Source organism: Nitrosomonas sp. Nm84 (genome assembly GCF_003201565.1).
Classification (GTDB): Bacteria; Pseudomonadota; Gammaproteobacteria; order Burkholderiales; family Nitrosomonadaceae; genus Nitrosomonas.
On the sequence record NZ_QJJP01000002.1, the window covers coordinates 1 to 26,403 of the forward strand.

Here is a 26,403-nt window from a genome sequence, read left to right on the forward strand (position 1 = left end):
CCAGTTCTTGAGTGTCCCCTTGGGTAATGACAGACGTTTTGCAGTTTCAACCAGAGTCAATCCACTTTCTTTGAAAAACTTAACTGATTCCTTCCAAAATTCCTGGCTATATTGTGTGCGGGGTAATTCCATTTTCATCCTCCATTTCATGTCTTCATTTTATGAAACTTCAGACTCCATGAAAATCAGCATACCTCAAGGATTGAAACGCTGGTACTCAGTTAGATACCAGCGTTGTAGGTCGTAGCGCCCGGCCCTAAAGCCGGGCGAGGATTGAAACCCAAACTCCAGACAGAGGGTTGTCCACAGAAGACAACCAAGAAATCAAAATTGAGGGGAACCAATGAAGACCCAATCACTCTTAAAGAGTGAATCAACTCTCCCTTCTTTGATTCTATAACCGCATCAACCAGTGCATCAATGCATAGTCGGATGGTTGTTTTAACTTCTTACTCTTACTCCTCTTACGCCAGCGCTCTTCCGGTGCTGGTTTTTTTATTATCAGCATGCCAAAATATTGAACCCTCACAATCTGAAGCAGCTGTCAGCAATGTTTGCTGATCGGTAAATAATTTGCCTACTTAGCTTTTCCGGCAGCTGGTTTATAGAAAAGAAATTCTTCAACTTGAACCGTCTTCATATACTCTTTAGACCAAGACGGGGTTACTTCTCGATGGTGAAAATATAAGGCGCCATTTGTTCTGTCTTTGAGCTGACGATTTAGAGCCTTTCGGGTTATATCCTTGGCAGTCGCATAGGACTCATCTTCTTTTGCATCGTCCGGACGACCGTCACACCACCACGAAAATTGACAAGCACCTTTCTCTTGACCTTGTTTAACTACGCCACATACAGTTTCGGGAAATCCCTCATGACCCACTCGATTCATCACAACGTTTGCTACTACTTCCATTCCTGTAATGCTCATCCCCCTTGCTTCCCAGTAAATAGTGCGCGCAAGGCAAGTAATCGCATCTTCCATAGGCTCATCGCCTGTTGGATCGACGGCCTGAACTTGTGGTTTTGTAATTAACTGGGCGGGAGAAGGGGGTGTTTTGCTTCCTTCAGACGCAGCTTTCTCTTCCAGAATCTCAGCTTTTTCTTTTGCAATATCTGCCTTTTTGGCCTGATCATCCGCAGCTGCTGATGAAATTAGAAACGATGCGGTTATGCAGCAAAGCAGAACTTGAGTAGTTTTTTTCATATTTTAGCTTTTTAAATTTTAATTGTTTATTAAGAAAATCGATGAAACTCATTCTTATGGTTTTAGCAATCCTACTTTCTTATAGAAAGAAATTAAATAGGAGAATCGACCTAGGATACTGCTCATTAGCTTTTAGAGTCCGTTCGTTCGTATGGTGTTTTTATATCTATCTTGCAATCAAAATTAAAGCAATGTTCGGTAGTGTACAGATGAGTTTGAAAAAAATGGGCAGTATTGATATCTCAGGCAAGTAGGTAAACGAATAAGTAAACTTAATATAAGGAAAAAATGAAAATGAAACTATTTAATTTTTTATTAGCGATACTGGCGGCATGCCTAATCTTTTCTTCACCGATAATGGCTGCTACTGATCAGGATCCTAACTTCATAACTGAAAGAAATCGTGAGATTGCAAATGCAAAAGAAAGAATACATATATCGGAAGGGCGGATTGACTGCATACAAAAGGCGAAAGATTTTGAAGCCTTAAAGACATGTAATAAAGCAGCGGATAGAAGAATGGATGATTTAGAGGTTAAAATCAAAGTAATCCACTCTGGAAATAAACCTAATCATCCTGATAATAAACAGGACGATAGTCAATCTCAGCACAATTAGTTCGGCAACAACTAAACTTAAAAATCGCCCGGCATTCTTTGGATGCGGGCTTTTTTATTGCGCGTTGTTTTTTGTAATGTGGCACGGGGAATAAAAAAGGATTAGCATTTTAAGCTAATCCTCTGTTTTTATTGGTAGCGAATCCCAGATTCGAACTGGGGACCAACGGATTATGATTCCGCTGCTCTAACCACTGAGCTAATTCGCCATGCGCTATATCGCAAGAGGCAGCATTTTGCCTTTGGGGGGATGGCTTGTCAAGATCAAAAATGTGAATTGACAAGGGTTTATGCGTGTATTCATGGGATTGGGCGATGCTTGTTGGTGCGCTGAATGGGTGCTCAGAATGAATACTTATTAAGCAAGAACACCCGGATTATCCGGTTCATCATACAATGAATCAAGCAGCATATTCACGGAGGGATGCAGTTTGTATTACCCGTCCATTACAAAGCGGCTGTATAATCAGCCTCATGAAATTCGATATTATCGTGATCGGCGGCGGACTCGTTGGTGCAAGCTTGGTAGCTGCACTGAAAGATAGCGGCCTGAAAATAGCATTGATAGAGCCGCATGAGGCTGCGCCATTGCCGCAAGATGCAAGTTGGGATAGCCGAGTGTATGCGATAAGTCCTGGGAGTGCGGTTTTCTTGCAAAGCCTGGGAATCTGGCAGCGATTGGCTGACGAGCGTGTGGCGCCGGTTTATGAAATGGCGGTGTTCGGCGATGACAATAGCGCGCATATTAATTTCAGCGCGTATGAGATTGGCCTGTCCGAGTTGGCTTTTATCGCTGAAAACCGCCAGTTGCAAGCAGCAGTCTGGGAAGCGCTCAAATCTTCCAACGAAAATATACAAATCCTCTGTCCTGCAAAATGCGTTTCGTTGGCATGGCAGGAATCATGTGTCGAAGTGCAGTTGGAAGATGGAAGCCGGCTTGAAGCGTCACTGGTGGTGGGTGCGGATGGCGTGAATTCCTGGGTGCGCAAGCAAGCGGATATCGAGGAATCGCGGCGTGCGTACCACCAGATTGGCGTGGTCGCCAATTTTAGCGCGGAATTATCGCATCGTCATATCGCTTATCAGTGGTTTAGGCGGGATGGCGTGCTGGCGTTGTTGCCGCTACCGGACAGGCGGGTGTCGATGGTGTGGTCTACCACGGAGCAGCATGCGGATGTGCTGCGTAATTTACCGGCGGAAGAACTTTGCCGGTGCGTGGAAGAAGCCTCTTCCTATGCCTTGGACGCACTGCAACTGATAACGCCGCCGGTGGGTTTTCCATTAAATTTCGTGCATGTGAATCAATTGGTTAAGCCACGCTTGGTGTTGATCGGTGATGCAGCGCACGGTATTCATCCGCTTGCCGGTCAGGGGGTCAATTTGGGTTTGCGCGATACGCGAGAACTTGCGGCAATCCTCAATGCACGCGGCATGCAAACGGACTGTGGTGATTTTATGTTGTTGCGGCGTTATGAATTGGCGCGAAAAGAAGATATTCTGGCATTGGAACTCGTAACGGATGGTTTGCAAAAATTATTCAACAATTCAAATCCGACACTCGCCCGCTTGCGCAATCTGGGGCTTGAAGTAACCAATCACTTGCCATTGATTAAGAATCGATTGATGCAGCACGCGTTGAATTAAATTTTATTTTTTAAACTGGAGTCGTCATGGCGATACGCTTGAGGTTTTTCATTACAATCCTGGTCTTAAGTTTTTTTTCTGCAGCAGCGTGGGCAGACGAGGAAACGGTGAGAAAGGCTGTTCAACCGCATTTCGAAGGTCATAAAATTGATAGCGTGAAGAAAACGCCTTATTTGGGGTTGTATGAGGTGATTGTAGGCGAAGAATTGTTTTATACCGACGACAAAGTCAGCTATTTCTTCTTTGGTCATATCGTTGATACCAAAAACCGCACCAGTGTAACCAATGAACGCATTCAAGAGATCAAGGCGGCACGTCGCGTTTCGCTGGATTCCTTGCCGCTGCAATCGGCGATCAAGATCGTGAAGGGGGACGGCACACGTCAGGTGGCGATTTTTACCGATCCTAATTGTCCGTACTGCAAGCAATTGGAAAAAGAACTGGTGAATATTACCAATGTGACCATTTATACCTTGTTGTACCCGGTGCTCAATGGATCAATGGAGCTATCCAAGAAAATCTGGTGCTCCAGCAATCAAATCAAGGCGTGGGATGATTTTATGTTGAAAGGTGTCGCACCTACCGGTAAGGATTGCGAAACGCCGCTGGAGGCTCTGGTGAAATCAGGCCGTGAAAACAAAGTATCGGGAACACCCACATTGATTTTTGCCGATGGTTCGGTGGTCGGCGGCATGATTCCCGCTGCTGTCATCGAAGAAAAGCTAAGCAGTGCAAGTGACTCGGATACAAAGGGGAAAGCTAAGAAATAAAATTCTACACTGCGCCAGTTCGAAAAAGCCTGCTGAATAAACTCAGCAGGCTTTTTTATAGAAGTAATCCTCGCAAAATTAGAACAGTCGGATAAGTGGTAATCTTGCTCAACCCAGGTCATGTAATAGATGGCAGAAGAGGAGCGAGAGTATGAGAAGGACGAGAAGGAATCATGCAGCGGGATTCAAGGTCAAAGGGCAATGGCTGCGATCAAGGGTGATAAGTACTTGACGAAAAAAACCAAATGAGCTCTACTTCGATAACCTGCTTGCAATGCAAAAAACAGGGCGAGCATTAACACAAGATTTCTACTTAAAATATCCGAAAAATTGTCCAAGCAAGCGAGGTCATTTCTTTTGAGCTGGGCACATTTTCTTAGAGATTAAACAAATATCTGAGGAAAATATGAATAAATTATTAAAAAGGGTTTTGATTGCAGTGGCGCTGTCAATGCCTGTGGCGGCAAATGCTAATTGGTCAATTATGGGTTTGGGCAATTTTGGTGGGTCATACAGTGAAGTCGCGGGTCTCAACGATTCCGGACAGGTGGTGGGAAGTTCCGGAATCCTCAATGATGAACAACATGCTTTTATGACGGGACCTAACGGGGTAGGTATGACTGATCTGCACACGTTGGTGAGCGGAGGAACAAACTATAGCATTGCTTCTGATATCAACAATTCCGGGCAGGTAGTGGGATGGGCTGAAGGTCATGCTTTCATAACAGGCAGTAATGGCATCGGCATAACCGAATTGGGTACCTTTGGTGGATCTCAAACCCTACCCTATGGTATCAACAATTCCGGGCAAGTGGTAGGAAGCTCTGATACCCTGAATGACGTGGGAGAACACGCCTTCATCACGGGCTCTAACGGTGTTGGTATAACCGATTTGGGTACTCTGGAAGGGGCGGATTACAGTCAAGCTCTTGCTATTAATAATTCTGGGCAGGTGGTGGGAATAAATGACTACGCTTTTCGCGCTTTTATCACAGGTCCTGACGGGATAGGAATGACCTATTTAGCTACCTTGGATGGATCACAAGCCTTTGCTTCTGATATCAATGACAACGGACAAGTGGGAGGAGCGTTTGTGAACTCTACCAGTGGAGATTTCCGTGCATTCATTACGGGTCCCGATGGCACCGATATGATCGAGCTAGGCACTTTAGGTGGATCAGAAAGCAGCGCCCAGGGCATCAATAATTCTGGAGAGGCAGTGGGGACGGCTGAGACAGCTGATGGTGACTGGCATGCCTTTCTCTATAGCCATGGTGGTATCACCGATCTTTCACTATTGGATGTAGTCGTCAATGCGGGATGGACTAGTATTTCTGTCGCAGACATTAACAACAATGGGCAGATCGCCGGAACCGGGGTAAATAGTCATGGTATTTTTGAACCATTCTTGCTGTCGTATACCCTCGATACTGTATTTACCCCTAGTCCTATATTTATTCCGCCGCCAGTTATTATACCGCCGCCCCCTCCTCCCCCTCCTCCTCCTCCTCCTCCCATCCCCGAACCCGAAACCTACATGATGCTGCTGGCTGGTTTAGGTTTGATCAGGCTTATGATATATCGCAGAAAACAAAATGCTTAACATCAGTGATAGTAGAAAAGATATAAGCTTAGGCTATCGAACGCAGGGTGTTTTCTTTCGTTGGCATTGGTCGCATCTCTGCGCCATGAGTACGCTGATCAAGAAAAGCATCTAGCGAGTTTTTCCGATATTTAACTAAGTGGCCAACTTTTATAAATGGAGTGTTGTAACCCCACACAACACCAAGCAGACAAAGTCTCTTGAGAAACGTCTAGATATTCTGAAGTTTTTTTGACGTGAAAAGCGGATCAGTGACTTGATTCTTGATGACTGCAGATGTTTCTGGATTGCGCTTTCATATAAGCTTTCCTGTCTAGTTTTAAATGGCCTGCTGCATTCTTGCAACAGGCCATTTTATTGTCGCATCAATCAGGCGCCGCATAGTCGTGCGGCATCAGTATCCACATTTTTCCGGATTGCTTCATTTTGCCTGCCTGGCTGCCGGCTTCCTGACCGAATCCCCAAAAGAAATCGGCGCGTACTCCGCCTTTGATGGCACTGCCGACATCCTGTGCCACCATCAGACGATTGAGCGGTTTGTGAGTGTTGGGCCAGGTGGTTGCCAGGAATACCGGCGCGCCTTGCGGGATTGACAGTGGGTCGATGGCGATACTTCTGCCAGCCGTCAGCGGCACACCCATGGCACCGATGGGTCCCGACAAGTCGGCGGGTAATTCACGGAAAAATACGTAGCGCGCGTTTTGTTGCAGTAATTCGGGCAGCTTGGTTGGGTTTTTCTGGCCCCATTGCTTGATTCCCTGCATCGATGCTTGTTCCAGGGCCAATTCACCGCGCTGCACCAATACTTTGCCAATCGAGTTGTATGGGTGGCCATTTTGATCGGCGAAACCGATTTTCATCACTTCGCCATTATCGAAAACGATTCGCCCTGATCCTTGAACATGCAGGAAAAACAATTCCACTTCGTCTTCTACCCACAAGAATTCATAACCATTCAGTATGCTCGGGTTATTCATGATTTCTGCACGAGTATAATAGGGGACAATCTTGCGTCCATTCAAGCGGCCCCGTAAACGCAGATCTTTCAGTTCCGGATAGGCTGCGCTCAGATCGATGGTCAGAAGTTCATTGGGGGCGGCATAAATCGGGTGACGATAGCGTTTTGAAGGTTTACGGCTGCCTTTGAGCAAGGGTTCGTAATACCCTGTAATCAATCCTTCTTCAGAGTTATCGATATTGATGACCTGGTAAGGAATGAGGTAGGTTTCAAAGAAATTTCTCAATGCTGCGTTGGTGGGTTTTTGCAACGATGCGGCGGCTCCGCAGGTTTTCTGCCACAGCGTTTGCTTGCTCAAAACCGTGCAGCTTTTCAAGAAAGCCTGCCACGCGGGTAACAGATCATCATTTGCCCAATCGGTCAGAGCAGACCATTGTGCACGTTTATGGATTGATTTCTTGGTCGATTTTTCAGGCGGTGGCGGCGTGACGGTTTCAGCGGGTTGATCGGGTGCCGGCGTGGGGCTGATTGTGCCGGTAGAACATGCGGTTAGCAGCGAAATCAGAATGATCAGAATAAAACTTAATTGGTTTTTCATTGAATATTGGTTAAAGTGGCAGCTTAATTTTTTAATTTTACGGCAATCTTAAATTATGTGGTTACTTGCAGTTGAAGCGGCAGTGGTATTGGTTTTATTGTTTTTTATTATCTGGTGGACCATGTTCGCGGGTAAGAAAAAGAAGGATGATGAGGACAAAGACTAAAATAGCATCTGCCTGTCATTATATCGTGTAGCGTCAATGTTGAACCATGACATCACACTGGGTTGTCGATATCGATAAACTGGTGCCGGATGCCGAATTTTTGTGCAATGTGATCTCCCAGTGCTTGTACGCCGTAGCGTTCGGTGGCGTGATGCCCCGCAGCGATGAATGCAACACCGGATTCACGCGCAGCGTGTACCGATTGTTCTGAGATTTCACCGGTAATAAATGCGTCAACCCCTTGTCGGATCGCTGCTTCAAAATAGCTTTGCGCAGCACCGGTACACCACGCAATGCGGCAAATGCTTTTGTTTCGATCACCGATCATCATGGGTTTGCGTAACAAAGTCCGTGATATTTTTTCACCCAATGCGCCCAGTGTGGTTGCTTGGGTGAATTCTCCCTGAACGACAATATCCTGGTCGCCAAAACGGCCTGTTTCAACCAGTCCCAATTTTTTTCCTAGCAACGCATTATTACCAAACTGCGGATGCACATCGAGCGGCAGGTGATAGGCAAATAAATTGATGGCATGGGTCATTAGCAACGCAATACGACGGCTTTTTATACCGGTGATGCGCATATCTTCGCCGCGCCAGAAATAACCATGATGAACCAGAATGGCATCCGCCTTGGCCGTTATTGCCGCTTGCAGCAGATCAAGTGAGGCGGTGACACCACTGACGAGGGTGTGAATGGTATGATGCCCTTCCACTTGTAAGCCATTTGGGCAATAATCATGAAAGCGGGATATTTCCAGTAATTGATTTAGATGGTTCTCAAGTTCATCTCGATGCATAGATCTTTCCTTTGATTCTAGGCTATTCAATAAGTGATATTACCGCAGCCATTCTAATTGGGGAGTAAAACGTTTTCATGTACAGACTTTGGTTGATTTTTGCACAAACTGCGACAGTATTGCTGGCTATTTTTTTTGTAATTTCCACATTGCGGCCGGAATTATTGCCCTGGAAGCCGCGCGGGGAAATCGTGACGGTTAAGGAAGTTGCGCCGGCGGTCGACACCGAAAGGCCCGACAGTTATGCCAAGGCGGCTGAAGTCGCCATGCCCTCGGTGGTTAATATATTTACCAGCAAGGAAATCAGCGAACCTTCGAATCCGCTGTTGAACGATCCCGCATTGCGCAAATTCTTTGGCGAGCAGCCTGAAATGCGGCCGCGACGCACATCAAGTTTGGGTTCCGGTGTCATTGTCAGTCCGAATGGTTATATATTGACGAATCATCATGTGATAGAAGCGGCAGATGAAGTGGAGGTGGCATTGGTCGATGGCAGGAAAGCCAAAGCCACCATGATCGGCTCGGATCCTGAGTCCGACTTGGCGGTGTTGAAAGTTAAGTTAGATGATCTGCCGGCGATTACGTTTGGTCAATCACAACAAGTTAAAGTCGGCGACGTTGTGCTGGCAGTCGGCAATCCGTTTGGCGTCGGGCAAAGTGTTACTATGGGAATAGTGAGTGCGCTGAGTAGAAGCCGGGTGGGAATCAATACCTTTGAAAATTTCATTCAAACCGATGCAGCGGTTAATCCGGGTAATTCCGGTGGTGCATTGACGGATACATCAGGCAACTTGATTGGCATCAATACGGCAATTTATTCTCGTACCGGCGGTTCACTGGGCATTGGTTTTGCCATTCCCACCCATGTGGCCAAACAGATTATGGAGCAAATCATTCAGTCCGGCAGCGTGATCCGCGGTTGGCTGGGTGTCAGTATGCAGGATATGACGCAGGATCTGGCCGAGTCATTCGGTATGGACAATTTAACGGGGTCTCTGATCGCCGGTGTGCTTAAAGATGGCCCGGCAGATCAAGCAGGTATCAAACCTGGCGATATCTTGATTGCTGTGGAAGGCAAGCCGGTTAAAAGCTCATCGGAGCTGTTGAATTTGGTGGCGGCATTACCGCCCGGAGACACAGTAACAGTGACCGTGATTCGCAGTAAGCAGGAAAAATTCATTCCGATTAAAGTGGGCGTGCGTCCCAGGCAGAAGTGAGCAATCCAACTTTGAATCAACTAATTGATAATTTGAATAATTGCGAGCGTTTTGTTGGAGATGGCGTGAATTAATGATGAAGAATCTACTACTATCCAACGGATTTCTATCCGTGATTGCTCAGTGGTTTAGCGCCAATATTCTTGCATTAGGGCGGGAAATGCGACTGTCTTATCTGCCACCACTTATGGTTTATGTCGCCGCAGGTATTTCTGGTCTGACGGGCATTGTGGGCACGTTCTACGTCAAAGAAAAGCTGGGGCTTTCCGCCGAATTTCTGGCAATGCTGGGATTCTGGATGATGTTGCCGTGGGCGCTAAAAATGCCATTGGGTCATCTGGTTGATCTGGTATGGCGCTGGAAAGGTCTGATGGTGTATTTGGGTGCCAGTTTGATCATGTTGAGCTTACTCATCATGATCGGATTGCTTGGACATACCGAAGCGATGGCAGCTATGGCATCGATTGAAACTTGGTATGTGCTATCAGCCCTGCTCGCGCCGATCGGTTATGTGTTGCAAGATGTGGTGGCGGATGCGATGACCGTTGAAGCAGTACCGCGTGTCGACGAGGATGGCCAGAAGCTGGATACGGAAAAACGCAAACTCATGCATGTCACCATGCAAACTTTGGGACGTGTTGCCATCATCGGCGGCGGGGTGCTGGTGTCCGTGGCCAATGTTTTTTTATTGCGTGACGCGGGAACATTGCCGGAAGCTGAGAAAGAAGCGGTGTATTTGCTGGTCTATGAGCTGGCTTTGATTATTCCGCTCATATCGATTTTTGGTGTGGTCTTTGCCGCCTGGTTGCAGCGGCGTGAACGCAAGCGTTTTTTGGCACAGGGGTACAGCCGACAAGAAGTCGATACATTGCTCGGCATGCACGCAGAATCACCTGCGATTAACTGGTGGATTCTGGGTGGCGGATTGGTTTTTACGGTCATATCATTGGGTGTCGGCGTAAGCCGTATATCGGGTGGAGAAGAGATTGTTTTCGGGATCTCCATGGCTATTGTCGTATTTCTGATGTGGCGACTGACCGATGAACTTGAGCCTGACGCGCGCAACGTGCTGGTCGGTACGGCCGTGCTGATATTCGTTTTTCGTGCGATTCCCGGGCCTGGCGCCGGTTCTACTTGGTGGATGATCGACACATTGGGCTTTGATCAACAATTTCTCGCGATATTGTCCTTAGTGGGTGCGATATTGACGCTATTCGGCATGTTCATTTTTCGTCGCTTCATGGCGGAGCGTTCCATTGCGTATATCATCGGTTTTCTGACCATTGTGGGCACCTTCTTGTCGTTTCCCATCATCGGCATGTACTTCGGCCTGCATGAATGGACCGCCGCAATGACGGGTGGTGTGGTCGATGCGCGTTTCATCGTGTTGATCGACACCGCGTTGGAATCACCGTTGGGCCAGATTGCCATGATTCCGATGTTGGCTTGGATTGCGAATTCCGCCCCAGAAAAACTCAAAGCCACCTTTTTTGCGGTCATGGCGTCTTTTACCAATTTGGCTTTATCGGCTTCGCAATTGGGAACCAAGTATCTGAATCAAGTGTATGAAGTGAAGCGTGAAGTAAAGGATGCTGTCGGTGAGGTGACAATACCGGCGGATTACAGTGAGCTGGGACACTTATTGATTACCGTCACCATCATTGGTTTTGTATTGCCGCTCATTACGATTCTGATCGTTAAACACTCGCGTTTTCGTAATGCTTAATTCGATTACCCATCCGATGGTCCTTCAATTTATAGACAGCTCACATCGTTCGCATTTATAAAAAATCAGGAATTACTTTAATCACTCAGAAGTGAACATTATTCCTATATTTTTCACTTGACATTGCAAATAATCCACAATCTAGGAAGATTGTGAAAATTATCTCAATCAATCATCCAACGAACCGCGAGTAGGATATAACTGACTGATAAGTGACACATAATTAAAGTGTCAGCTTTTTAAGCAACCTAAGTAAGCCCTTAGAAATACATAGATTAGTTGCATATACCAAACGGTTATTCACAAACTTATCCACAGGATTTGTGGATAACGAAAAAACTTCATGTGAAATAAAACGATAGACCGAAACCCGCACATCTTGTTTGGGTTTCTAATCTGAAAAGGTATTCGGTAATTGGCGATACTTGGTTACACGACAGCGCCGTCATTCTCGAGCGGTTTCTTCTCTAGTCTAACAAGATCCTCTCGTTTCACACCCAATAGCATAATAATCGAGCTGCCAACCATAATGGAAGAGTAAATGCCAAACAAAATCCCGATCGTTAGTGCCAATGCAAAATAGTGCAGCACCTCACCACCAAATAGCAGCATCGCGATCACAACCATTTGAGTACAGCCATGGGTAATGACTGTACGCGACATAGTCCGCGTGATGGCATTATCGATTACCCGTGTCACCGATGCTCCCCGCATTTTGCGGAAATTTTCTCGAATACGGTCAAAAATAATTACGGATTCATTAACAGAATAACCCAATATGGCCAATATAGCGGCTAATACGGTCAATGAGAATTCCCATTGAAAAAATGCAAAACAACCGACGATGATAACGACATCGTGCAAATTCGCGATGATGCCCGCTACGCCAAATTTCCACTCGAACCGTATGGCCAAGTAAGCGACTATGCCCAGTGAAACGAATAACAAGGCTAGCGCGCCATTTTCAAGTAATTCCTCACCAACCTGCGGGCCGACAAATTCCACACGTTTCATTTCTACTGAAGGATCAGCTTGCCTAAGCGCGTCCAGAACGACTTCAGACAGCTGTGCACTGGAAGTCTCCGGTTTGATGGGTAACCGTATCAACACATCCCGGGAAGTACCAAAGTTTTGCACGCTGGCATCAGACATCTCGAGATTAGCCAGCACACTTCTTACTTTCTCGAGATCAGCTGTTTGACTATAACTGACTTCCAGAACAGTTCCACCTGTGAAGTCCACATTAAAATTTAGTCCTTTGGTGGCAATAAAGAAAATAGAAAGAATAAATGTTGCGATTGAAATGACGGCTCCTGACCGTCTCCAGCTCATGAAAGGAATATCACGATTAAATCTAAAAAATTCCATAGTTAGGCCCTTATTAACCGATTATTGACTACTTGGATTGTTTAACACTCGATGACTTGCGCTTACTTTTTGCTTTACCAACAATCTTCTCATCGGGTTTAACCGGAGCGTTGCTATCAGCCTGATGGCTTGTGTCGATTTCGGCTTTGACTGAATCAACAGTCTCTGACTCACTATTTTCTTCTTTTATCGGCCCTTTAGTTTTTTTTATAGTCTCGGCCTTAATATCATCATTGTCGGATACGATTTTATCGATAACCGGACTTTGCTTGGGTGTCCATACTTGTCCAATAGGAACGCGATCCAGCTTGCGACGGCTACCATATACCAGGTTTACCATGCCTCTGGCTACAAAAGTTGCGGTGAATACTGAAGTCAGAATACCCAGGCAAAGTACTACCGCAAATCCTTTAACTGGGCCTGAGCCAAAAGCAAACAGAGCAATGCCAGCAATTAAGGTGGTAATGTTGGAATCCACAATGGTACCAAAGGCGCGCTCAAAACCAGTGTGAATAGCGAGTTGCGGAGAAGCTCCCCCACGCAACTCATCTCGGATACGTTCATTAATCAGGACATTCGCGTCAATAGCCATGCCCACAGTCAGTGCCAGTGCAGCCATTCCAGGCAATGTCAGTGTGGCTTGTATAATAGATAATAGACCCACCAACAGTAATACGTTGAGAGCGAGGGCAATGACTGAGATAGCACCAAACGCCGTGTAATAAACCATGACGAAGATGGCCACAGCCAAAAATCCATAAAGTGTAGAATTAAAGCCTCGGGCAATATTCTCAGCACCCAAGCTCGGACCGACTGTGCGCTCTTCAATGATGCCCATGGGAGCAGCCAGTGCGCCGGCACGCAGTAATAATGCCACATCGCGCGCTTCTATATTGGTCATGCGGCCGCTGATCTGCACGCGTCCGCCGCCTATTTCTTCACGAATAACCGGCGCAGTAACGACTTCAGCTTTATTTTTTTCAATCAAAAGAATCGCCATTCGTTTACCGACATTATCGCGCGTCAATTGCTTGAAAATACGTGAGCCGCTGCCATCCAGATTGATATGCACTGCCGGCTGATTATCTTTATCGAAACCCGGTTGGGCATCGGTAATCCGTTCACCGGTCAGTAATACCTGTTTTTTAACCAATAGCGGACTACCACCACGCTCCGTATAAAGCTCGGTACCAAATGGCACTTTGCCGCGCATCGCGGCATCAAGATCGCGCTCATCATCGACCATGCGTATTTCCAGTGTGGCGGTTCGTCCCAGTATGTCTTTGGCCTTGGCGGTATCCTGTACACCGGGCAATTGCACAATGACACGATCCCCCCCGGCTTTCTGAATGATCGGTTCAGCTACACCTAATTCGTTTACACGATTGCGCAATGTCGTGATATTTTGCATCACGGCTGAATCCTGCATGCGTGTTTGGGCTTCAGGCTTGATCACAGTCACAAGGTGAAACCGGTTATCGACTTGTTCTTCACTGAAACCGAGATCAGGGTAATTTGATTTCAACTCAGCTTGTGCTTTTGTGCGCGATTCACTATCGCGAAACTTCAGGATCAGTTTTTTGCCTTGTTTCTCAAGTCCCGCATAGGAAATTTTTTGTTCACGTAACGTATTGCGAATATCAGCGCTGTAGCGATCCAGTGACTTCTCAAGCGCACCATCCATATCCACTTCCAGCATGAAATGCACGCCGCCACGTAAATCAAGCCCCAGGTACATCGGCAACGCGCCAAGATTGCTCAACCATGCAGGAGAATTGGGCAATAGATTCAGTGCAACGACATAATCATTACCCAAAGTTGATTCAAGCAGGTCTTTCGCTTTGATTTGTACATCAGTATCAGCAAAGCGTGCTTTGATGCTGTTTCCTTCCAACAGGATGCCATTCGTTGCGATATCGGCCTGTTTCAATGCATCTTCGACGCGCTGCAGCAAGGCGCTGTCAGCATTCATGGAAGTGCGCAATGGAGAGATCTGCACTGCGGGTGATTCGCCATAAAAATTGGGTAGGGTATACAGCAGTCCAAGAACAAGCGAAACCACAATAATCAGGTATTGCCAAAGTGCGTAGCGATTCATGAGATCAGTTAGGTATTAGATAATAGGGGGTGAGAAAGCATGCAAGATAGATGCTGGCGATAGCAATTTTTCTTTGTGTCATGAACGGTTATTTCTTTTCGACAGCTTTCTCGGTTTCAGCATCTTTGTTTTCTGAAGCTTCGCTGACACTTTCGGCTGAATTGCCTTCTGCAGCAGTTGTTTTTGCTATTTTGGTTTTAGGTGTTTTTCCACCTTTGGGTTCAATGCTCTTCAGTGTTCCTTTAGGCAATAAGGTCTGCACTGAGGATCTTTGTAACGTGATTTCTACACCCGATGCAATTTCAACAATAACATAACCTTCACTGACATTAACGACCAAGCCCAATATGCCGCCGTTAGTGATCACTTCGTCACCGCGTTGCAGTGCTTCCACCATTTGTTTATGTTCTTTGGCGCGTTTTGATTGTGGGCGGATCAGCAGAAAATAAAAAATAACGAGTATTCCGACCATCGGTAATAGACTCAACCATTCTTGGCCAGCTTGCGCCGGCGCAGCAGCTTGAGCAAATGCGTCACTAATCAGCATAGAATTCTCCGGAAACGTTGATCAAAAAAAGCACATATTAGCATGATGACCGCTTATGCCTGAAATTCTTGTGCATATTCTTCAAATTGCTGGTTTTCTATGGCGATGCGAATTTCCGCCATCAGTTGCTGGTAATAGAACAGATTATGCACAGTGTTCAATTGCGCACCGAGCATTTCGTTGATGCGCTGCAAGTGATGCAAATAAGCGCGGCTGAAATGTCGGCAAGTATAGCAGCCGCATTGTTCATCGGGTGGCGATGTATCCAGGCGGTACTGACTATTGCGCAATTTGATAATGCCATGGCGTGTATACAGCCATCCGTTGCGGGCATTGCGTGTCGGCAGTACACAATCAAACATGTCAATCCCCTGCGCTACTGCGTTGACAATATCTGCCGGTGTGCCCACTCCCATCAAGTAACGCGGCTTATCCGCAGGCAACAGTGGCGCGGTATGTTTGAGGATACGCTGCATGTCAGCCTTGGGTTCTCCGACGGAGAGTCCGCCGATGGCATAGCCGTCAAAACCGATTTGGGCTAAACCGGCAAACGATTGGTTGCGTAGATGTTCATACATACCGCCCTGCACAATACCGAACAACGCATTGGCATTATCGCCGTGCGCCAGTTTGGATCGTTCTGCCCATCGGAGGCTGAGTTCCATGGAAGTGCGGGTAACGGTTTCATCCGCCGGATAGGGCGTGCATTCATCAAATATCATCACGATATCGGAATTGAGCGTACGTTGAATGTGCATTGATTCTTCCGGCGACAAAAAACAGTTATCGCCATTCACCGGCGACTTGAATTGCACACCTTGTTCGGTGATTTTGCGTAACGCTCCCAAACTATATACCTGAAATCCGCCTGAGTCGGTTAATATCGGTCCGCGCCAACCCATGAAATTGTGCAATCCGCCATGCGCCTGGATGACTTCCAGCCCGGGCCGCAACCACAGGTGAAAGGTATTGCCCAAAATGATTTGTGCGTTCGTTGCTTGCAGTGCGGCTGGGGACATGCTTTTAACCGCGCCATAAGTACCCACCGGCATGAAAACCGGCGTTTCGACCGTGCCGTGAGCCAAAGTCAACGTGCCGCGGCGAGCGGCACTATCGGTGGAATGTAATTGAAACTTCATGACTTCCTCTCAATAAGCATGGCATCCCCATAACTAAAAAAACGATAGCGTTCTGCCACGGCGTGGTGATAAGCGCGCTGAATATTTTCCATACCGGCAAACGCTGAAACCAGCATCAGCAATGTCGAGCAAGGTAAATGAAAGTTGGTTAATAAGCGCTCGACAACCTGGAAGCGATAGCCCGGCGTAATAAAAATCCGCGTATCTCCAAAACCCGCAACTAATTGTCCCTGATGCAGCGCTACACAAGCTTCCAGCGCACGCAATGATGTTGTGCCTACGGCGAGAATGCGCCCGCCCGCCATTTTAGCCTGGCGGATTGCATCAACAGTGGCCTGCGGTATGTGGTAGGTTTCGCTATGCATGGCGTGATCGGTGATATTCTCAGTCCGTACCGGCTGAAATGTGCCTGCGCCGACATGTAAAGTGACGTAAGCAATGATAATGCCCATGGCACGTAACCGCTCCATCATGCCGACATCGAAGTGCAATCCGGCAGTCGGCGCCGCAACAGCCCCTGAATTCTTGGCGTAGACCGTTTGATAACGCGCTTCGTCAGCAACAGTAGCCGGTCGGGTAATATAGGGAGGCAGTGGTAATTGACCATAACACGCCAGTAATTCCGTGACGGTCTTTTCATGCTCAAAATGTAGCGTATAAAATTCCTGCTCGCGCGCGACCACAGTCACTGGAATTGCGCCAGCCAACAGCAACTTTGCCTCCGGTTTAGGTGCATGACTCGCACGAATAGCCGCTAACACATGGTGGTCATCCAGCACTCGCTCTACCATGACTTCCACTTTGCCCCCACTGTCTTTTTTGCCAAACAAGCGAGCCTTGATCACGTGCGTGTCGTTAAACACCATGACATCTCCGGCACGCAAATAACTTGGCAGATCGGAAAACAGCGTATCCTGCCAGCAATCATTGACACTATCCAGATAAAGCAAACGACTACCGGTACGCTGCTCGGCGGGGAGTTGCGCGATCAGTTCGGCGGGCAGGTAAAAATCAAAATCCTGAGTTTTCATGCCGACTATTATACCGTCGCAACATGTTTCCGCCCATGCAGCTTGCTGTGCTAGCGGTTTTCAGTGATAATTGCGCCTTCTGCGGAACAAATATCAACAGATAATCTAGCCGGGATGGCGGAATTGGTAGACGCACGGGACTCAAAATCCCGCGAAGGCGACTTCATGGGGGTTCGATTCCCCCTCCCGGCACCAATAACATGAAACTGTACCGACTCATCTCCTCTTCTCAAATCATCTTATTTCCAGAAAACCCGGGACGATTAGTCTCTTTATTTTACGAAACCTCAGATTCCATAAAATCAGTGTGTCAGGCAGAACAAAGCGAGTTGAAAATTGATCAAGTATCGCTTGGTTTTATTTCATCACTGCATACGAACTAACTAGATAGCATAGTTATGAAGTATTTTCTGGTTGTATTTGTTGGTTCAATTTTTTTTCTCGGATATGCGCAATATATTTTTGCGGAAAAACCGCCTTATGCGGCGAAACCGGATTTTGAGGAGAAACCGGGAAAGGAGTTGGAATCGAAAAAATATATCCTAGATTCCAGATTTGACTCTGGCATTTTTTTCTCCACACCAGATAAGAATTTTCAAGCTAAATTTGGAGCGTTACTTCAATTTGATGGTATTTCTTTGAATACGAATAAAGCAATCCTTGATGAAGAATCAGGTGTTCGTCGTTCTCGATTGATATTAGACATGCTTTTTCTCAAGAATTGGCAAATTATGGCCATGTATGATGTTGCGGTTCGTCCATTGAATCTTGGTGGTTTTCAGTATTTTTATATAGGCTATCTAGGCATTCCCAAGACACGTCTGACATTGGGGAACCAACAGGAAAAAGTTGGTCTTGAATGGAATACAAGCTCTCAAGAAATACCATTCTTAGAACGCTCTATAATGACATCTCTTCTACCGCCAATGCACTTAGGGATTTTAGCAAATACTCACGGTGATTCATGGTCCTACGGACTGGGTGTTTTTGGCGGTAGAATAACTGAGGGTTTTCATTTCCACAATAACTGGGGAGCGAGTTCTCGATTCACATACACTCCCATACGTAATGATGACACCATTCTTCATTTAGGAATTTCCAGTGCTTATCGGGATCAGCTCGGAATAGTTTCGCCAGCAGAAGTAGCTGGTGCCGGAACTTCCAATGCGGAAGCAGCACGTTTCAGTTCTTCTGAGAATTTAAGTTTTTATAATCAGCTTGTAGGAACCGAAGTTGCGCTAAGAAAAGGATCTTTTACAGCGCAATTTGAATATTTGCGAAACTTTAAGAATGCAGAACAAGGAATTCCGAAAGTTGAATATGATTCTTGGTATGTGCAAGGCGTTTGGATTTTAACCGGAGAAGTACGCAACTACATTTCAATGAACGGTATCTTTGGTTCTATTAATCCCATAAGAAAATCTAGCGGAGGATATAATATTGGCGCTTGGGAAATCGCGGTACGTTATGCCGAAAACAATGTCACAAAAGGTGTAAGTGTATTGGATTACGATAAAAGTAATATAACCATTGGGTTAAACTGGCACTTGAGCGAAAATGTGCGCGTCATAACGAACTATATCCGAGTGGAATCAGATCAATCTGCGACACCTTCTCGCGGTAAAGAGTATGCCAATGCTATTGGTACTCGTATACAAATTAACTTTTAGTATGAAATGTGCTGCCGAATAAATCCATTGATTTAGATCACTAGGGAAGCTCTAAATAATTCGCTATATAACAATTCGGTTATTTTAACGCCAAGCGAATCGCCTCATGCCAGATTCTGCATTTGTCATCCAATGACAGTCGCGCGTTGGCCGGGCTGGTTGAAGGTAACCGCACAAGTTTCAACCAGTGCAAGTCATTTTTCGGTAACACATAGCGTTTAAAGCAGGCTTCCGCTTTTCCACCGTTAAAGAATACATGCGTAATTTTGTTATGCGCGGCGAAAAAAGATTCAAAATCGTTGCTGATCTGGGTATCTGTTTCGATGCTGGAGTCCAGACTGCCTGAGCGTTTGCAGGATTTGAGCACATCCCAAAGCGCGATGGACGACGCTTTCAGTGTTGCTATTTTTTCCTCGTAGGGTGCATCCGAGTGGATTTGCAGCAGTTGTGCGATGATCGGCCAGAAGGCATTGCGGGAATGCGCGTAATACTGGTTGACGGTCAGCGAGGCTGCGCCTGGCATGCTGCCGAGAATCAGAATTTTTGCATGATTGCCTGCAACGGGCGCAAAACTATAAAGGATTGTCATGCTGAATCAGAGCAGGCTATTTCAGATCATCTACGTAATAATGCCGGACGGAGCTGAGTTGCTGATCCAATTCGTATACCAATGGCCGGCCGGTAGCGAGTTTTAATTGCATGACTTGTGTGGGGGCGAGCTGATCCAACAGCATCATCAGGACGCGCAGGGTGTTTCGGTGGGAAATGATGAGCACGTGCTTTCCTTGTTGTATTTCCGGCTGTATGGTTTCCTGCCAATAGGGTCTGACGCGCGCGAGGGTTTTCTGTATGCTCTCTCCGGTCGGCAGTTCATTTTTATCAATACCGGCATAACCGGATTGATTGCCGGGAAAACGCGGATCTTCAGTCGTCAGATGGGGAGGGGTTGCGTCAAACTTGATCTGACAACCCAGGATAGGCCAGATACCGAATTTTTTGATGGCCGGCCAGCGTTCCATGCCTTCCAGTGCGCCATAATGACGCTCATTCAAACGCCAGCTCTCAACTACCGGTATATTCAAAGGCATGGCGGACAATACGATCTGTGCCGTGGTTCTGGCGCGCTGCAATGTGGAGCAAAAGCATAGATCGAACGTGAAACCTGCCTGCTTCAGTAAATACGCGGCTTGTTCCGCTTCCTTCTCACCTTTGGGGCTCAACGGGACATCGCTCCAGCCGGTGAATTTCTTGTCGCGATTCCAGATGCTTTGTCCATGCCGCAATAAAACAAGCTTTGTGATGCTATGCTGGGGATGTTCTGCCGATGGGATGGCTTTCAGCATTAGTTGTTGTGCTGTTCAGAAGTGCTGGCAGCTTTAGAGGATTCGCGCCAGATGTGTGTCAGCGCATCCCATAATCCGTTGCGTAGCGTTTTCAGATATTGGGTATTGTCCGTCAAGCCATTCACCAGACGACGCTGCGCTTTACCCAAATTATGATAGGGCATGCTCATGAACAGATGATGTGTGGCGTGGTAACGCAACCCAACCGGCGCCCAGAGCGGTGTGATGAGGAAATTGCCCGGTATGTTGATGGAATCCAGATATTGTTCCGCCAGCGTCATTTTGTGCTCGCCGGGATTGCGATAGGCGTGGGCAGCCAGCGTGCGAAGTGAGTTGAGGATGAAAACGGTCACTGCAATCAGGTACCAGAGCACCAATAGTGAATAAGGAAACACGCCCAGCACGACCAAAGCGATGATGCTTGTGCCAAACAGGCAGGCGGCGATTTCCTGTTGGTGCCAGTTGAGATCGTTGCGGATAGCATTTTCAGCGCGCCGGTAAGTAGGATCTATCGTCAGTGACGAGGCGCGTTCCCAGACAATCTTGCGCAGCGGCGGAATCAAATAAGATAGTGGTGTCAGCACGACGAATCGCATGAACAGAAAAATGGGTATGAGGAAAGACAATAGTACATAAACCACCATTTCTGCAGGCCTGCGTGTTGCAAAGGGAAGATATTCGCCGTCCGCATTGGTGCCGTAGACATCCGGCTTGTGATGGTCATTATGCACACCATCATAAGTAAACGACGGAATCATGAACGGAATACCGCACAGGGCGTTCCATGCCAGTCGGAAGTTTTTGAATGTGCCTTTTTTTAAGTGCGCTAATTCATGCACAAAAATAGCCGAACGATACAGAGCCAGTACCGCGACTATAAATCCCGCCAGCTGCCACAGGGAAAACGGCGGGGAGAACAATGCCGTGAAAAAGGCCGCCCAGCCCAGCGTGATGTGAAACAAAAAATCAGTCCAATAGATCCACGGATTCGGTGTCATCAGGTCGCGTACCAGATGATGAGCTTCCCGCAACGGGAATTCTTTGACGTAAGGTGGTTTTTCTTCGGTCACGTATTGTCTCGCATTGTTTTACTTAAGACCAGCAAGATTGAATGTGATTCATAATGTGCTCATTAATCGCCGCATCAGTTTTATTGATTTGACTCAAATTAGGCATGGCCGGCCAGCCCGCATCGACGAATTCCAAACCGGCAAACTGCTTGGGTTGCGCATAACGCGGCAGCACGTGGAAATGCACATCCGGATCAACCATCATCAACATCAAATAGTTGATTTTGTCGTTTTGAAAGGCCTTCGCTAACGTCGCTTCAATATGCCGGGTAATGTCGTGCAGTTCGATAAAACTTGCCAGACTCAGTTCTGAGAAGGCTTGGGCGGGTTCGTGGGCGGCCAAGACCAGCGCACCAAGCGTCACTTGCGCCGGGCGCAGCATCACAGACCAATATTGGTACTGCCGGATAATCGTCTGTGGCGCACCAAATTTGCGCATGGTGGCATTCAAGCTGTGAGGTTCCGGGGATGCCGCAGGTTTATTCATGATGGGATGAGTCACTAAAAATCATGCCGGCTTTTGCCAAGTCTTCAATAAAATCAATTTCACACCAGCGATAGTCTTTGACTGAACAGGAATTGACCAGGTGTTGCTTTGCCAGTGTATCAATAATCGACAGATACCACGATTTTAATTCCGCCGGATGGCGCAGTGCCGATTCCACGGCTTTCCTGAAAATTTGCGGGCCTTGTTCACGAAAGTAAATCAGGCCGATCGATTCCGCGTCAACCTGATGCGGCGGCACGATTTTACTGACCTGCTGTACCCATCCATCCGTGTCCAGTTGCACTTTCATATCGTCGGCATCATAAACGTTTTTATAATCCACGCTGAGTGTAATGGGCGCGGATTCCGAATTCAAGACCTTATTCAGCAGCGCGGATTCGATCACGGTATCGCCGTTTAGCAGCAGAAAATCACCGTCCATCATAGTGCGTGCGATCCAGCAGCTGGCAAGATTATCCGCTACTTCATAAAAAGGGTTGAACAGTATTTTGATTGCGGGATGATTGGCGTATTGCTGTTGTAACAGCGTTTCGATAAGATTTACCTGGAAACCTGCAACAATCGTAATTTCTTCGATACCAGCTGCAAGCAGCGCATCAATTTGCCATGCCAGTACGGGTTTATCAGAAACCGGCAACAAGCATTTGGGTGTACTTTCGGTCAATGGTAGCAGCCGCCGTCCTTGTCCGGCACTGAGAATGATGGCTTTGAGCGGTGTGGTGTTGGTGTTTTTCGTCATGAGTGGATTGGTTTTAGCTGGAAAGACTGCTGATTTGCTTCAATGCTGTGACAATGTGTTGCGTTACGCGTAAGAAATCCTCGACTTGCGCCAAGGTGTTGTTGCCGCCCAGGCTGACGCGCACGGCACCACGCGCTAGCATCGGATCAACTTGCATGGCAGCCAGCACATGGCTTTGCCCCGGATTCACGCTGGAACAGGCGGCACCCGCAGCGACGGCAAAGCCGGCTTTGTCCAGTTTAACCACCAAGGTATCGCCTTCAATGTCCGGCAACGCAAAATAACAGGTGTTCGGTATGCGCGCGGCACTCGCGCCAAAAATTACCGCGCCCATTGCAACCAATTCCTTTTCCAGATGATCGCGCAATTGCGCGACATGCCGTGCTGTTTCCGTCATGCGTGTTTGCGCTAACTCACAGGCCGCGCCAAAGCCGACAATCGCAGGTACATTCTCGGTACCGGAACGTAGTCCGTTTTCATGTCCGCCACCGTAAATCAGCGGTTTTAATAACAACCGTTTGTCCACGATTAAAGCTGCCGCGCCTTTCGGGCCATAGATCTTGTGCGCGGATAACGTCATGGCATGTACCTTAAGCGACGTAAAGTCCACCGGAATTTTCCCCAGCCCTTGGATGGCGTCGGTATGCACATAAGCGCCGTGCGATCGCGCCATGTCAGCAATACCGGCGACATCCTGAATGACACCGGTTTCATTATTGGCGAGCATGACGGAAACCAAACCCGGTTTATGTTCGCGCATGGCATTGCCGGCAGCATTCAAATCAATTTGCCCTGATGGATTGACGGCTAATTGTTGCATTGCCCATTGATCACAACTGCGACGTGTCAATGCTTGTGCCGGTTTCAGAACGCAAGGGTGCTCAATGGCGCTGATAAAAATATTCGTCGGCTTCAAACTATCCGCTGCACCGCGAATAAACAGGTTATTGGCTTCCGAGCCGCCGCTGGTGAAAATTACCTGCACCGGCTGCACGCCCACCGCATCAGCGACTTGTTTGCGCGCTTTATCAATTGCCCGTCGGGCGGTTATACCATAAGTATGGCGGCTGGATGCATTGCCGAATTCCTGCTGAAAAAACGGCAGCATGGCTGCCAGCACCGCATCATCAGTACGGGTGGTGGCGTTGTGGTCGAAATATACGAGGGTCATGGGCACAAGGTGTTATTCGGTGGAGGGTCATTTTAACTGTATTTCTTAGAAATCACATCACACAACTCATAAACTGGATTACAGGAGATCGACGTATCATCTTATTTGTCATAAGATTTTTATCATTATCCACAATTTCTGTGGATAACTTTGTGAATAACGTTTGTGTTTGAGCCGCTAACTTGTATATTTCTAAGGATTTTTCTTAGGTTGATTAATTATTTGACACCTAATTTAGATGTTGTTTATCAATAAGTTGTGTTTTTTGATGGAAGTTGTGCAAATATATTCAAAACAACATTTACATCTTATCTAAACTGTGGATTGTTTAAAGTGTCAAGGAAAAATATTGAATGGACTGTAGAGAATGTGTGCATGAATATAACAAATTACAAACAATCTTTATTGAAATCAGGGGTGAGAAGTTAAGCATTCAATCTTGTTTTTTAAGAACTAATACTTAGTACCTGCGACAGCTCTATTACGGGAGTGTGTTGCGGCGGCAATTTCAGCGCGTATTCTTGCAGCGGCCGCGGCGGTTGCTTCCTTGTCAGCCTGAGAACGCGCAAATAGCGCTTCTTTTGCCATGACTTCAACGGCTTCGCGCTCTGTAGCAGCTTCTAGTGCTTTAGATTCCAGTGCCAAACGTTCCTGCATGGCGACGAGCGCCGCTGATTCAGTTCTGGCTTTTTCTAAAGCGATTTTGGTCGCTGCTTTTTCTGCTTCAAGCTGGGCTTTAGCCTTGTTGGTGGCAATTATTTTAGCTTGTGCTCTGGTTATTGCCAAGCCGGTAATTTTTTGCTCGATTTCAAGACGCTCGGCCACAGCTTGCTTTGCATCAATCATTGCCTTGGCGCGAATTTCCGCATCTTCTAATAAACGTTTTTCCAATTCGGCTTTAGCGTTTGTTTCTTGTGCGGTGAGCGTATCCATCTGCGCTTTTGCTTCTGCTGTAGTTTTTAATCGTATTTCTGCATCCGCTCTATTTTTGGCAGCATTCTTGGCGGCTACTTCAGCCTCTGTTCGTGTTTCCGCTTCCTTAATGGCTTTTTCTTCTGCTTTGGCGCGTTTTTGATATTCTTTTGTCGCAGTACTTTCAGTTTTTTTCCTGTCGTTAGCGATAAGTGTAGCTTCTTTTTCGGCGCATAAAGCTGCTTCAGCAGCAATTGATGCCTCGGCCTCGATTTGCATGCGTTGATTTACTTCTTCAAGCAATTCGGATTCCGCGATAAGACGGGTTTTGATGGCATCGGCAGCTGCATTTTCTTTGGCAATGATGGATTCTGCGACTTTCATGGCGACCTGTTCAGCGTCTGCTCTGTCTCGTGCCGCGATAGTTGCCTGAGCATCCAATTCCGCTCTTTTTCTTGCTTGTTCGGCAGCTATCGTTTCAGCTTCGGCTTTTTCCATTGCGGCTTGTACAGCAGCGATTTCAACCTGCATTCTATCGTCTTCCGCCGCTTTTGCTTGTATTTCGATATCCAGGCGCCGGGTAGCTTGTGTCAAGGCTTGTGCTTCTAATTGGGAGCGGGTTTGTGTTTCTTCCAGCACTTGTTTCTCAGTCTCTTCACGTGCTTTAGCCAAGGCAATGATTCTTTGCGATTCTTGAATTTTTGCCTGCGTGAGCATCAGTGCATTGGTTTCGACTGTAATTGCGGCCAATGCAATCAGTCGAGCTTCTTCGGCTAGTTTGGCGCTGCGTATGGCCGCTTCAGCTGCTTCATGTTCTTTCAATGCAGTGGCATGAGCCTGGTCTAGAGCAGCAGCTTCTTGTTCAACACGTTTTTGCGTTTTCTCGACGATAGAAGCCTCGGCTTTAAGTTGGGCTTCCAATAGTGCACTTAAAGCTTTTTCCGCTTTGTATTTTTCGTCTGCGAGTTGCTTGGTTTTGATTTCCAGTTCATAGCGAGCATGGGCTTCTTGAATTGCAAGTGTTTCCGCTTTTGCTCGAGCCCGAGCTTGCTCGGTTGCAGCTGTTTCAGCCTGAATTCTAGTTTCGGCTGCAATTCTCGCATTGGCTTCAGCTCTTGCTCTTGCTTCAGCTGCTACGCGTGCAATGCTTTCTGCTTCAATGCGTTTCTGCGCTTCCTTAATAGCCTGATCTTCTGCACTCAGACGGTCGCGATAAGCATTTTCAAGTTGCTGCTTGAGATCATGGATGAGCGAAGATTGCTGGTCAGCGTCAAATGCATCGCTGGATTGTGGTTCACTATTCAACGCGACTATTTCCTTATCATCGTGAGATTCCGACGATGAAATTTTGCGTAGTGAACTGAGTAAGCGCGACTTAAAGGTCATAGTTATTAATCAAACTAACGAGTACTTGAACTGATTATGCTAAAAATAGCTTGGTAACTGAGTGGATACTGTAACAACTTTTGGATAAAAGGCTTATGTTGAAAAAGCGGGGGAAATCG

General features: G+C 47.0%; 22 protein-coding genes and 2 tRNA genes. 8 read left to right on the forward strand and 16 right to left on the reverse strand.

Annotated elements, in window-relative coordinates; all coding sequences use genetic code 11:
* Positions 1-577: 577 nt before the first annotated feature.
* Entirely contained in the window at positions 578-1,204 is a 627-nt protein-coding gene (locus tag C8R34_RS01495; protein WP_110337154.1) for a cell wall hydrolase, read from the reverse strand.
* 288 nt (positions 1,205-1,492) lie between these two features.
* Between C8R34_RS01495 and C8R34_RS01505 the strand changes: the two genes are divergently transcribed.
* Positions 1,493-1,822, forward strand: coding sequence for a hypothetical protein (locus C8R34_RS01505; protein ID WP_132467047.1), 330 nt, complete (start codon positions 1,493-1,495; stop codon positions 1,820-1,822).
* A 132-nt stretch (positions 1,823-1,954) separates the two neighbouring features.
* Here the strand turns inward: C8R34_RS01505 and C8R34_RS01510 are convergent.
* Positions 1,955-2,030: transfer RNA gene (locus tag C8R34_RS01510), tRNA-Met, on the reverse strand.
* A 265-nt stretch (positions 2,031-2,295) separates the two neighbouring features.
* Between C8R34_RS01510 and C8R34_RS01515 the strand changes: the two genes are divergently transcribed.
* The 3 genes from C8R34_RS01515 (at position 2,296) to C8R34_RS01525 (ending at position 5,838) form a co-directional block, all read left to right on the forward strand.
* Entirely contained in the window at positions 2,296-3,465 is a 1,170-nt protein-coding gene (locus C8R34_RS01515) for a UbiH/UbiF family hydroxylase (RefSeq protein WP_110337450.1), read from the forward strand.
* A 26-nt stretch (positions 3,466-3,491) separates the two neighbouring features.
* Positions 3,492-4,235 carry a DsbC family protein gene (locus C8R34_RS01520; RefSeq protein ID WP_110337159.1) on the forward strand — a complete coding sequence of 248 codons (744 nt, stop codon included), beginning with the start codon at positions 3,492-3,494 and terminating at the stop codon, positions 4,233-4,235.
* A gap of 406 nt (positions 4,236-4,641) precedes the next feature.
* Positions 4,642-5,838, forward strand: coding sequence for an HAF repeat-containing PEP-CTERM protein (locus C8R34_RS01525; RefSeq protein ID WP_110337161.1), 1,197 nt, complete (start codon positions 4,642-4,644; stop codon positions 5,836-5,838).
* A 365-nt stretch (positions 5,839-6,203) separates the two neighbouring features.
* Here the strand turns inward: C8R34_RS01525 and C8R34_RS01535 are convergent, their stop codons facing one another.
* Both C8R34_RS01535 and C8R34_RS01540 read right to left on the reverse strand, forming a co-directional pair.
* Positions 6,204-7,394: a murein transglycosylase A gene (locus C8R34_RS01535; protein WP_110337163.1), complete on the reverse strand. Its 1,191-nt coding sequence runs from the start codon at positions 7,392-7,394 to the stop codon at positions 6,204-6,206.
* A gap of 218 nt (positions 7,395-7,612) precedes the next feature.
* Positions 7,613-8,359: a Nif3-like dinuclear metal center hexameric protein gene (locus tag C8R34_RS01540; protein WP_110337165.1), complete on the reverse strand. Its 747-nt coding sequence runs from the start codon at positions 8,357-8,359 to the stop codon at positions 7,613-7,615.
* 77 nt (positions 8,360-8,436) lie between these two features.
* Between C8R34_RS01540 and C8R34_RS01545 the strand changes: the two genes are divergently transcribed.
* Complete coding sequence (locus C8R34_RS01545) at positions 8,437-9,576, forward strand: Do family serine endopeptidase (RefSeq protein ID WP_110337167.1); 1,140 nt, start codon at positions 8,437-8,439, stop codon at positions 9,574-9,576.
* A gap of 76 nt (positions 9,577-9,652) precedes the next feature.
* The gene (locus tag C8R34_RS01550) at positions 9,653-11,302 is read left to right on the forward strand and encodes a hypothetical protein (protein WP_110337452.1); all 1,650 of its coding nucleotides are present in this window, start codon (positions 9,653-9,655) and stop codon (positions 11,300-11,302) included.
* Between the two features lie 429 nt (positions 11,303-11,731).
* Here the strand turns inward: C8R34_RS01550 and secF are convergent, their stop codons facing one another.
* The 5 genes from secF to queA form a co-directional block, all read right to left on the reverse strand.
* Positions 11,732-12,670, reverse strand: a complete 939-nt coding sequence (secF, locus tag C8R34_RS01555) for a protein translocase subunit SecF (RefSeq protein ID WP_110337169.1) — start codon at positions 12,668-12,670, stop codon at positions 11,732-11,734.
* Positions 12,671-12,698: 28 nt separating this feature from the next.
* Entirely contained in the window at positions 12,699-14,768 is a 2,070-nt protein-coding gene (secD, locus tag C8R34_RS01560; RefSeq protein WP_110337171.1) for a protein translocase subunit SecD, read from the reverse strand.
* Positions 14,769-14,856: 88 nt separating this feature from the next.
* Positions 14,857-15,315 (reverse strand): preprotein translocase subunit YajC, encoded by a 459-nt coding sequence (gene yajC, locus C8R34_RS01565; protein WP_110337173.1) that lies wholly within the window; start codon positions 15,313-15,315, stop codon positions 14,857-14,859.
* 53 nt (positions 15,316-15,368) lie between these two features.
* Positions 15,369-16,454, reverse strand: coding sequence for a tRNA guanosine(34) transglycosylase Tgt (gene tgt, locus C8R34_RS01570; protein ID WP_110337175.1), 1,086 nt, complete (start codon positions 16,452-16,454; stop codon positions 15,369-15,371).
* Positions 16,451-17,485 (reverse strand): tRNA preQ1(34) S-adenosylmethionine ribosyltransferase-isomerase QueA, encoded by a 1,035-nt coding sequence (gene queA, locus C8R34_RS01575; RefSeq protein WP_110337177.1) that lies wholly within the window; start codon positions 17,483-17,485, stop codon positions 16,451-16,453. Before queA ends, tgt begins: the two co-directional genes overlap by 4 nt.
* Before the next feature lie 108 nt (positions 17,486-17,593).
* On the opposite strand from queA, the gene C8R34_RS01580 reads away from it, so the two are divergent.
* A tRNA-Leu gene (locus C8R34_RS01580) sits at positions 17,594-17,680 on the forward strand.
* 203 nt (positions 17,681-17,883) lie between these two features.
* Positions 17,884-19,155 carry an OprO/OprP family phosphate-selective porin gene (locus C8R34_RS01585; protein WP_110337179.1) on the forward strand — a complete coding sequence of 424 codons (1,272 nt, stop codon included), beginning with the start codon at positions 17,884-17,886 and terminating at the stop codon, positions 19,153-19,155.
* Between the two features lie 79 nt (positions 19,156-19,234).
* Here C8R34_RS01585 and C8R34_RS01590 read toward each other — a convergent pair whose 3' ends face one another.
* From C8R34_RS01590 to C8R34_RS01620, 7 genes are all read right to left on the reverse strand, one after another.
* Positions 19,235-19,744, reverse strand: coding sequence for a DNA-deoxyinosine glycosylase (locus C8R34_RS01590; protein ID WP_110337181.1), 510 nt, complete (start codon positions 19,742-19,744; stop codon positions 19,235-19,237).
* A 16-nt stretch (positions 19,745-19,760) separates the two neighbouring features.
* Positions 19,761-20,498: a 2,3-diphosphoglycerate-dependent phosphoglycerate mutase gene (locus tag C8R34_RS01595; protein ID WP_110337183.1), complete on the reverse strand. Its 738-nt coding sequence runs from the start codon at positions 20,496-20,498 to the stop codon at positions 19,761-19,763.
* Positions 20,498-21,568, reverse strand: a complete 1,071-nt coding sequence (locus C8R34_RS01600) for a fatty acid desaturase (RefSeq protein ID WP_110337185.1) — start codon at positions 21,566-21,568, stop codon at positions 20,498-20,500. The genes C8R34_RS01595 and C8R34_RS01600 overlap by 1 nt, the downstream gene beginning before the upstream one ends.
* A gap of 22 nt (positions 21,569-21,590) precedes the next feature.
* Positions 21,591-22,055 (reverse strand): HIT family protein, encoded by a 465-nt coding sequence (locus C8R34_RS01605; protein ID WP_110337187.1) that lies wholly within the window; start codon positions 22,053-22,055, stop codon positions 21,591-21,593.
* On the reverse strand, positions 22,048-22,815 hold the full coding sequence (locus C8R34_RS01610; protein ID WP_110337189.1) for a sugar phosphate nucleotidyltransferase: 768 nt from the start codon (positions 22,813-22,815) through the stop codon (positions 22,048-22,050). The genes C8R34_RS01605 and C8R34_RS01610 overlap by 8 nt, the downstream gene beginning before the upstream one ends.
* A 13-nt stretch (positions 22,816-22,828) precedes the next feature.
* The gene (locus C8R34_RS01615) at positions 22,829-23,986 is read right to left on the reverse strand and encodes a cysteine desulfurase family protein (protein ID WP_110337191.1); all 1,158 of its coding nucleotides are present in this window, start codon (positions 23,984-23,986) and stop codon (positions 22,829-22,831) included.
* Between the two features lie 453 nt (positions 23,987-24,439).
* Positions 24,440-26,284 carry a hypothetical protein gene (locus tag C8R34_RS01620; protein WP_110337193.1) on the reverse strand — a complete coding sequence of 615 codons (1,845 nt, stop codon included), beginning with the start codon at positions 26,282-26,284 and terminating at the stop codon, positions 24,440-24,442.
* Positions 26,285-26,403: the final 119 nt, after the last annotated feature.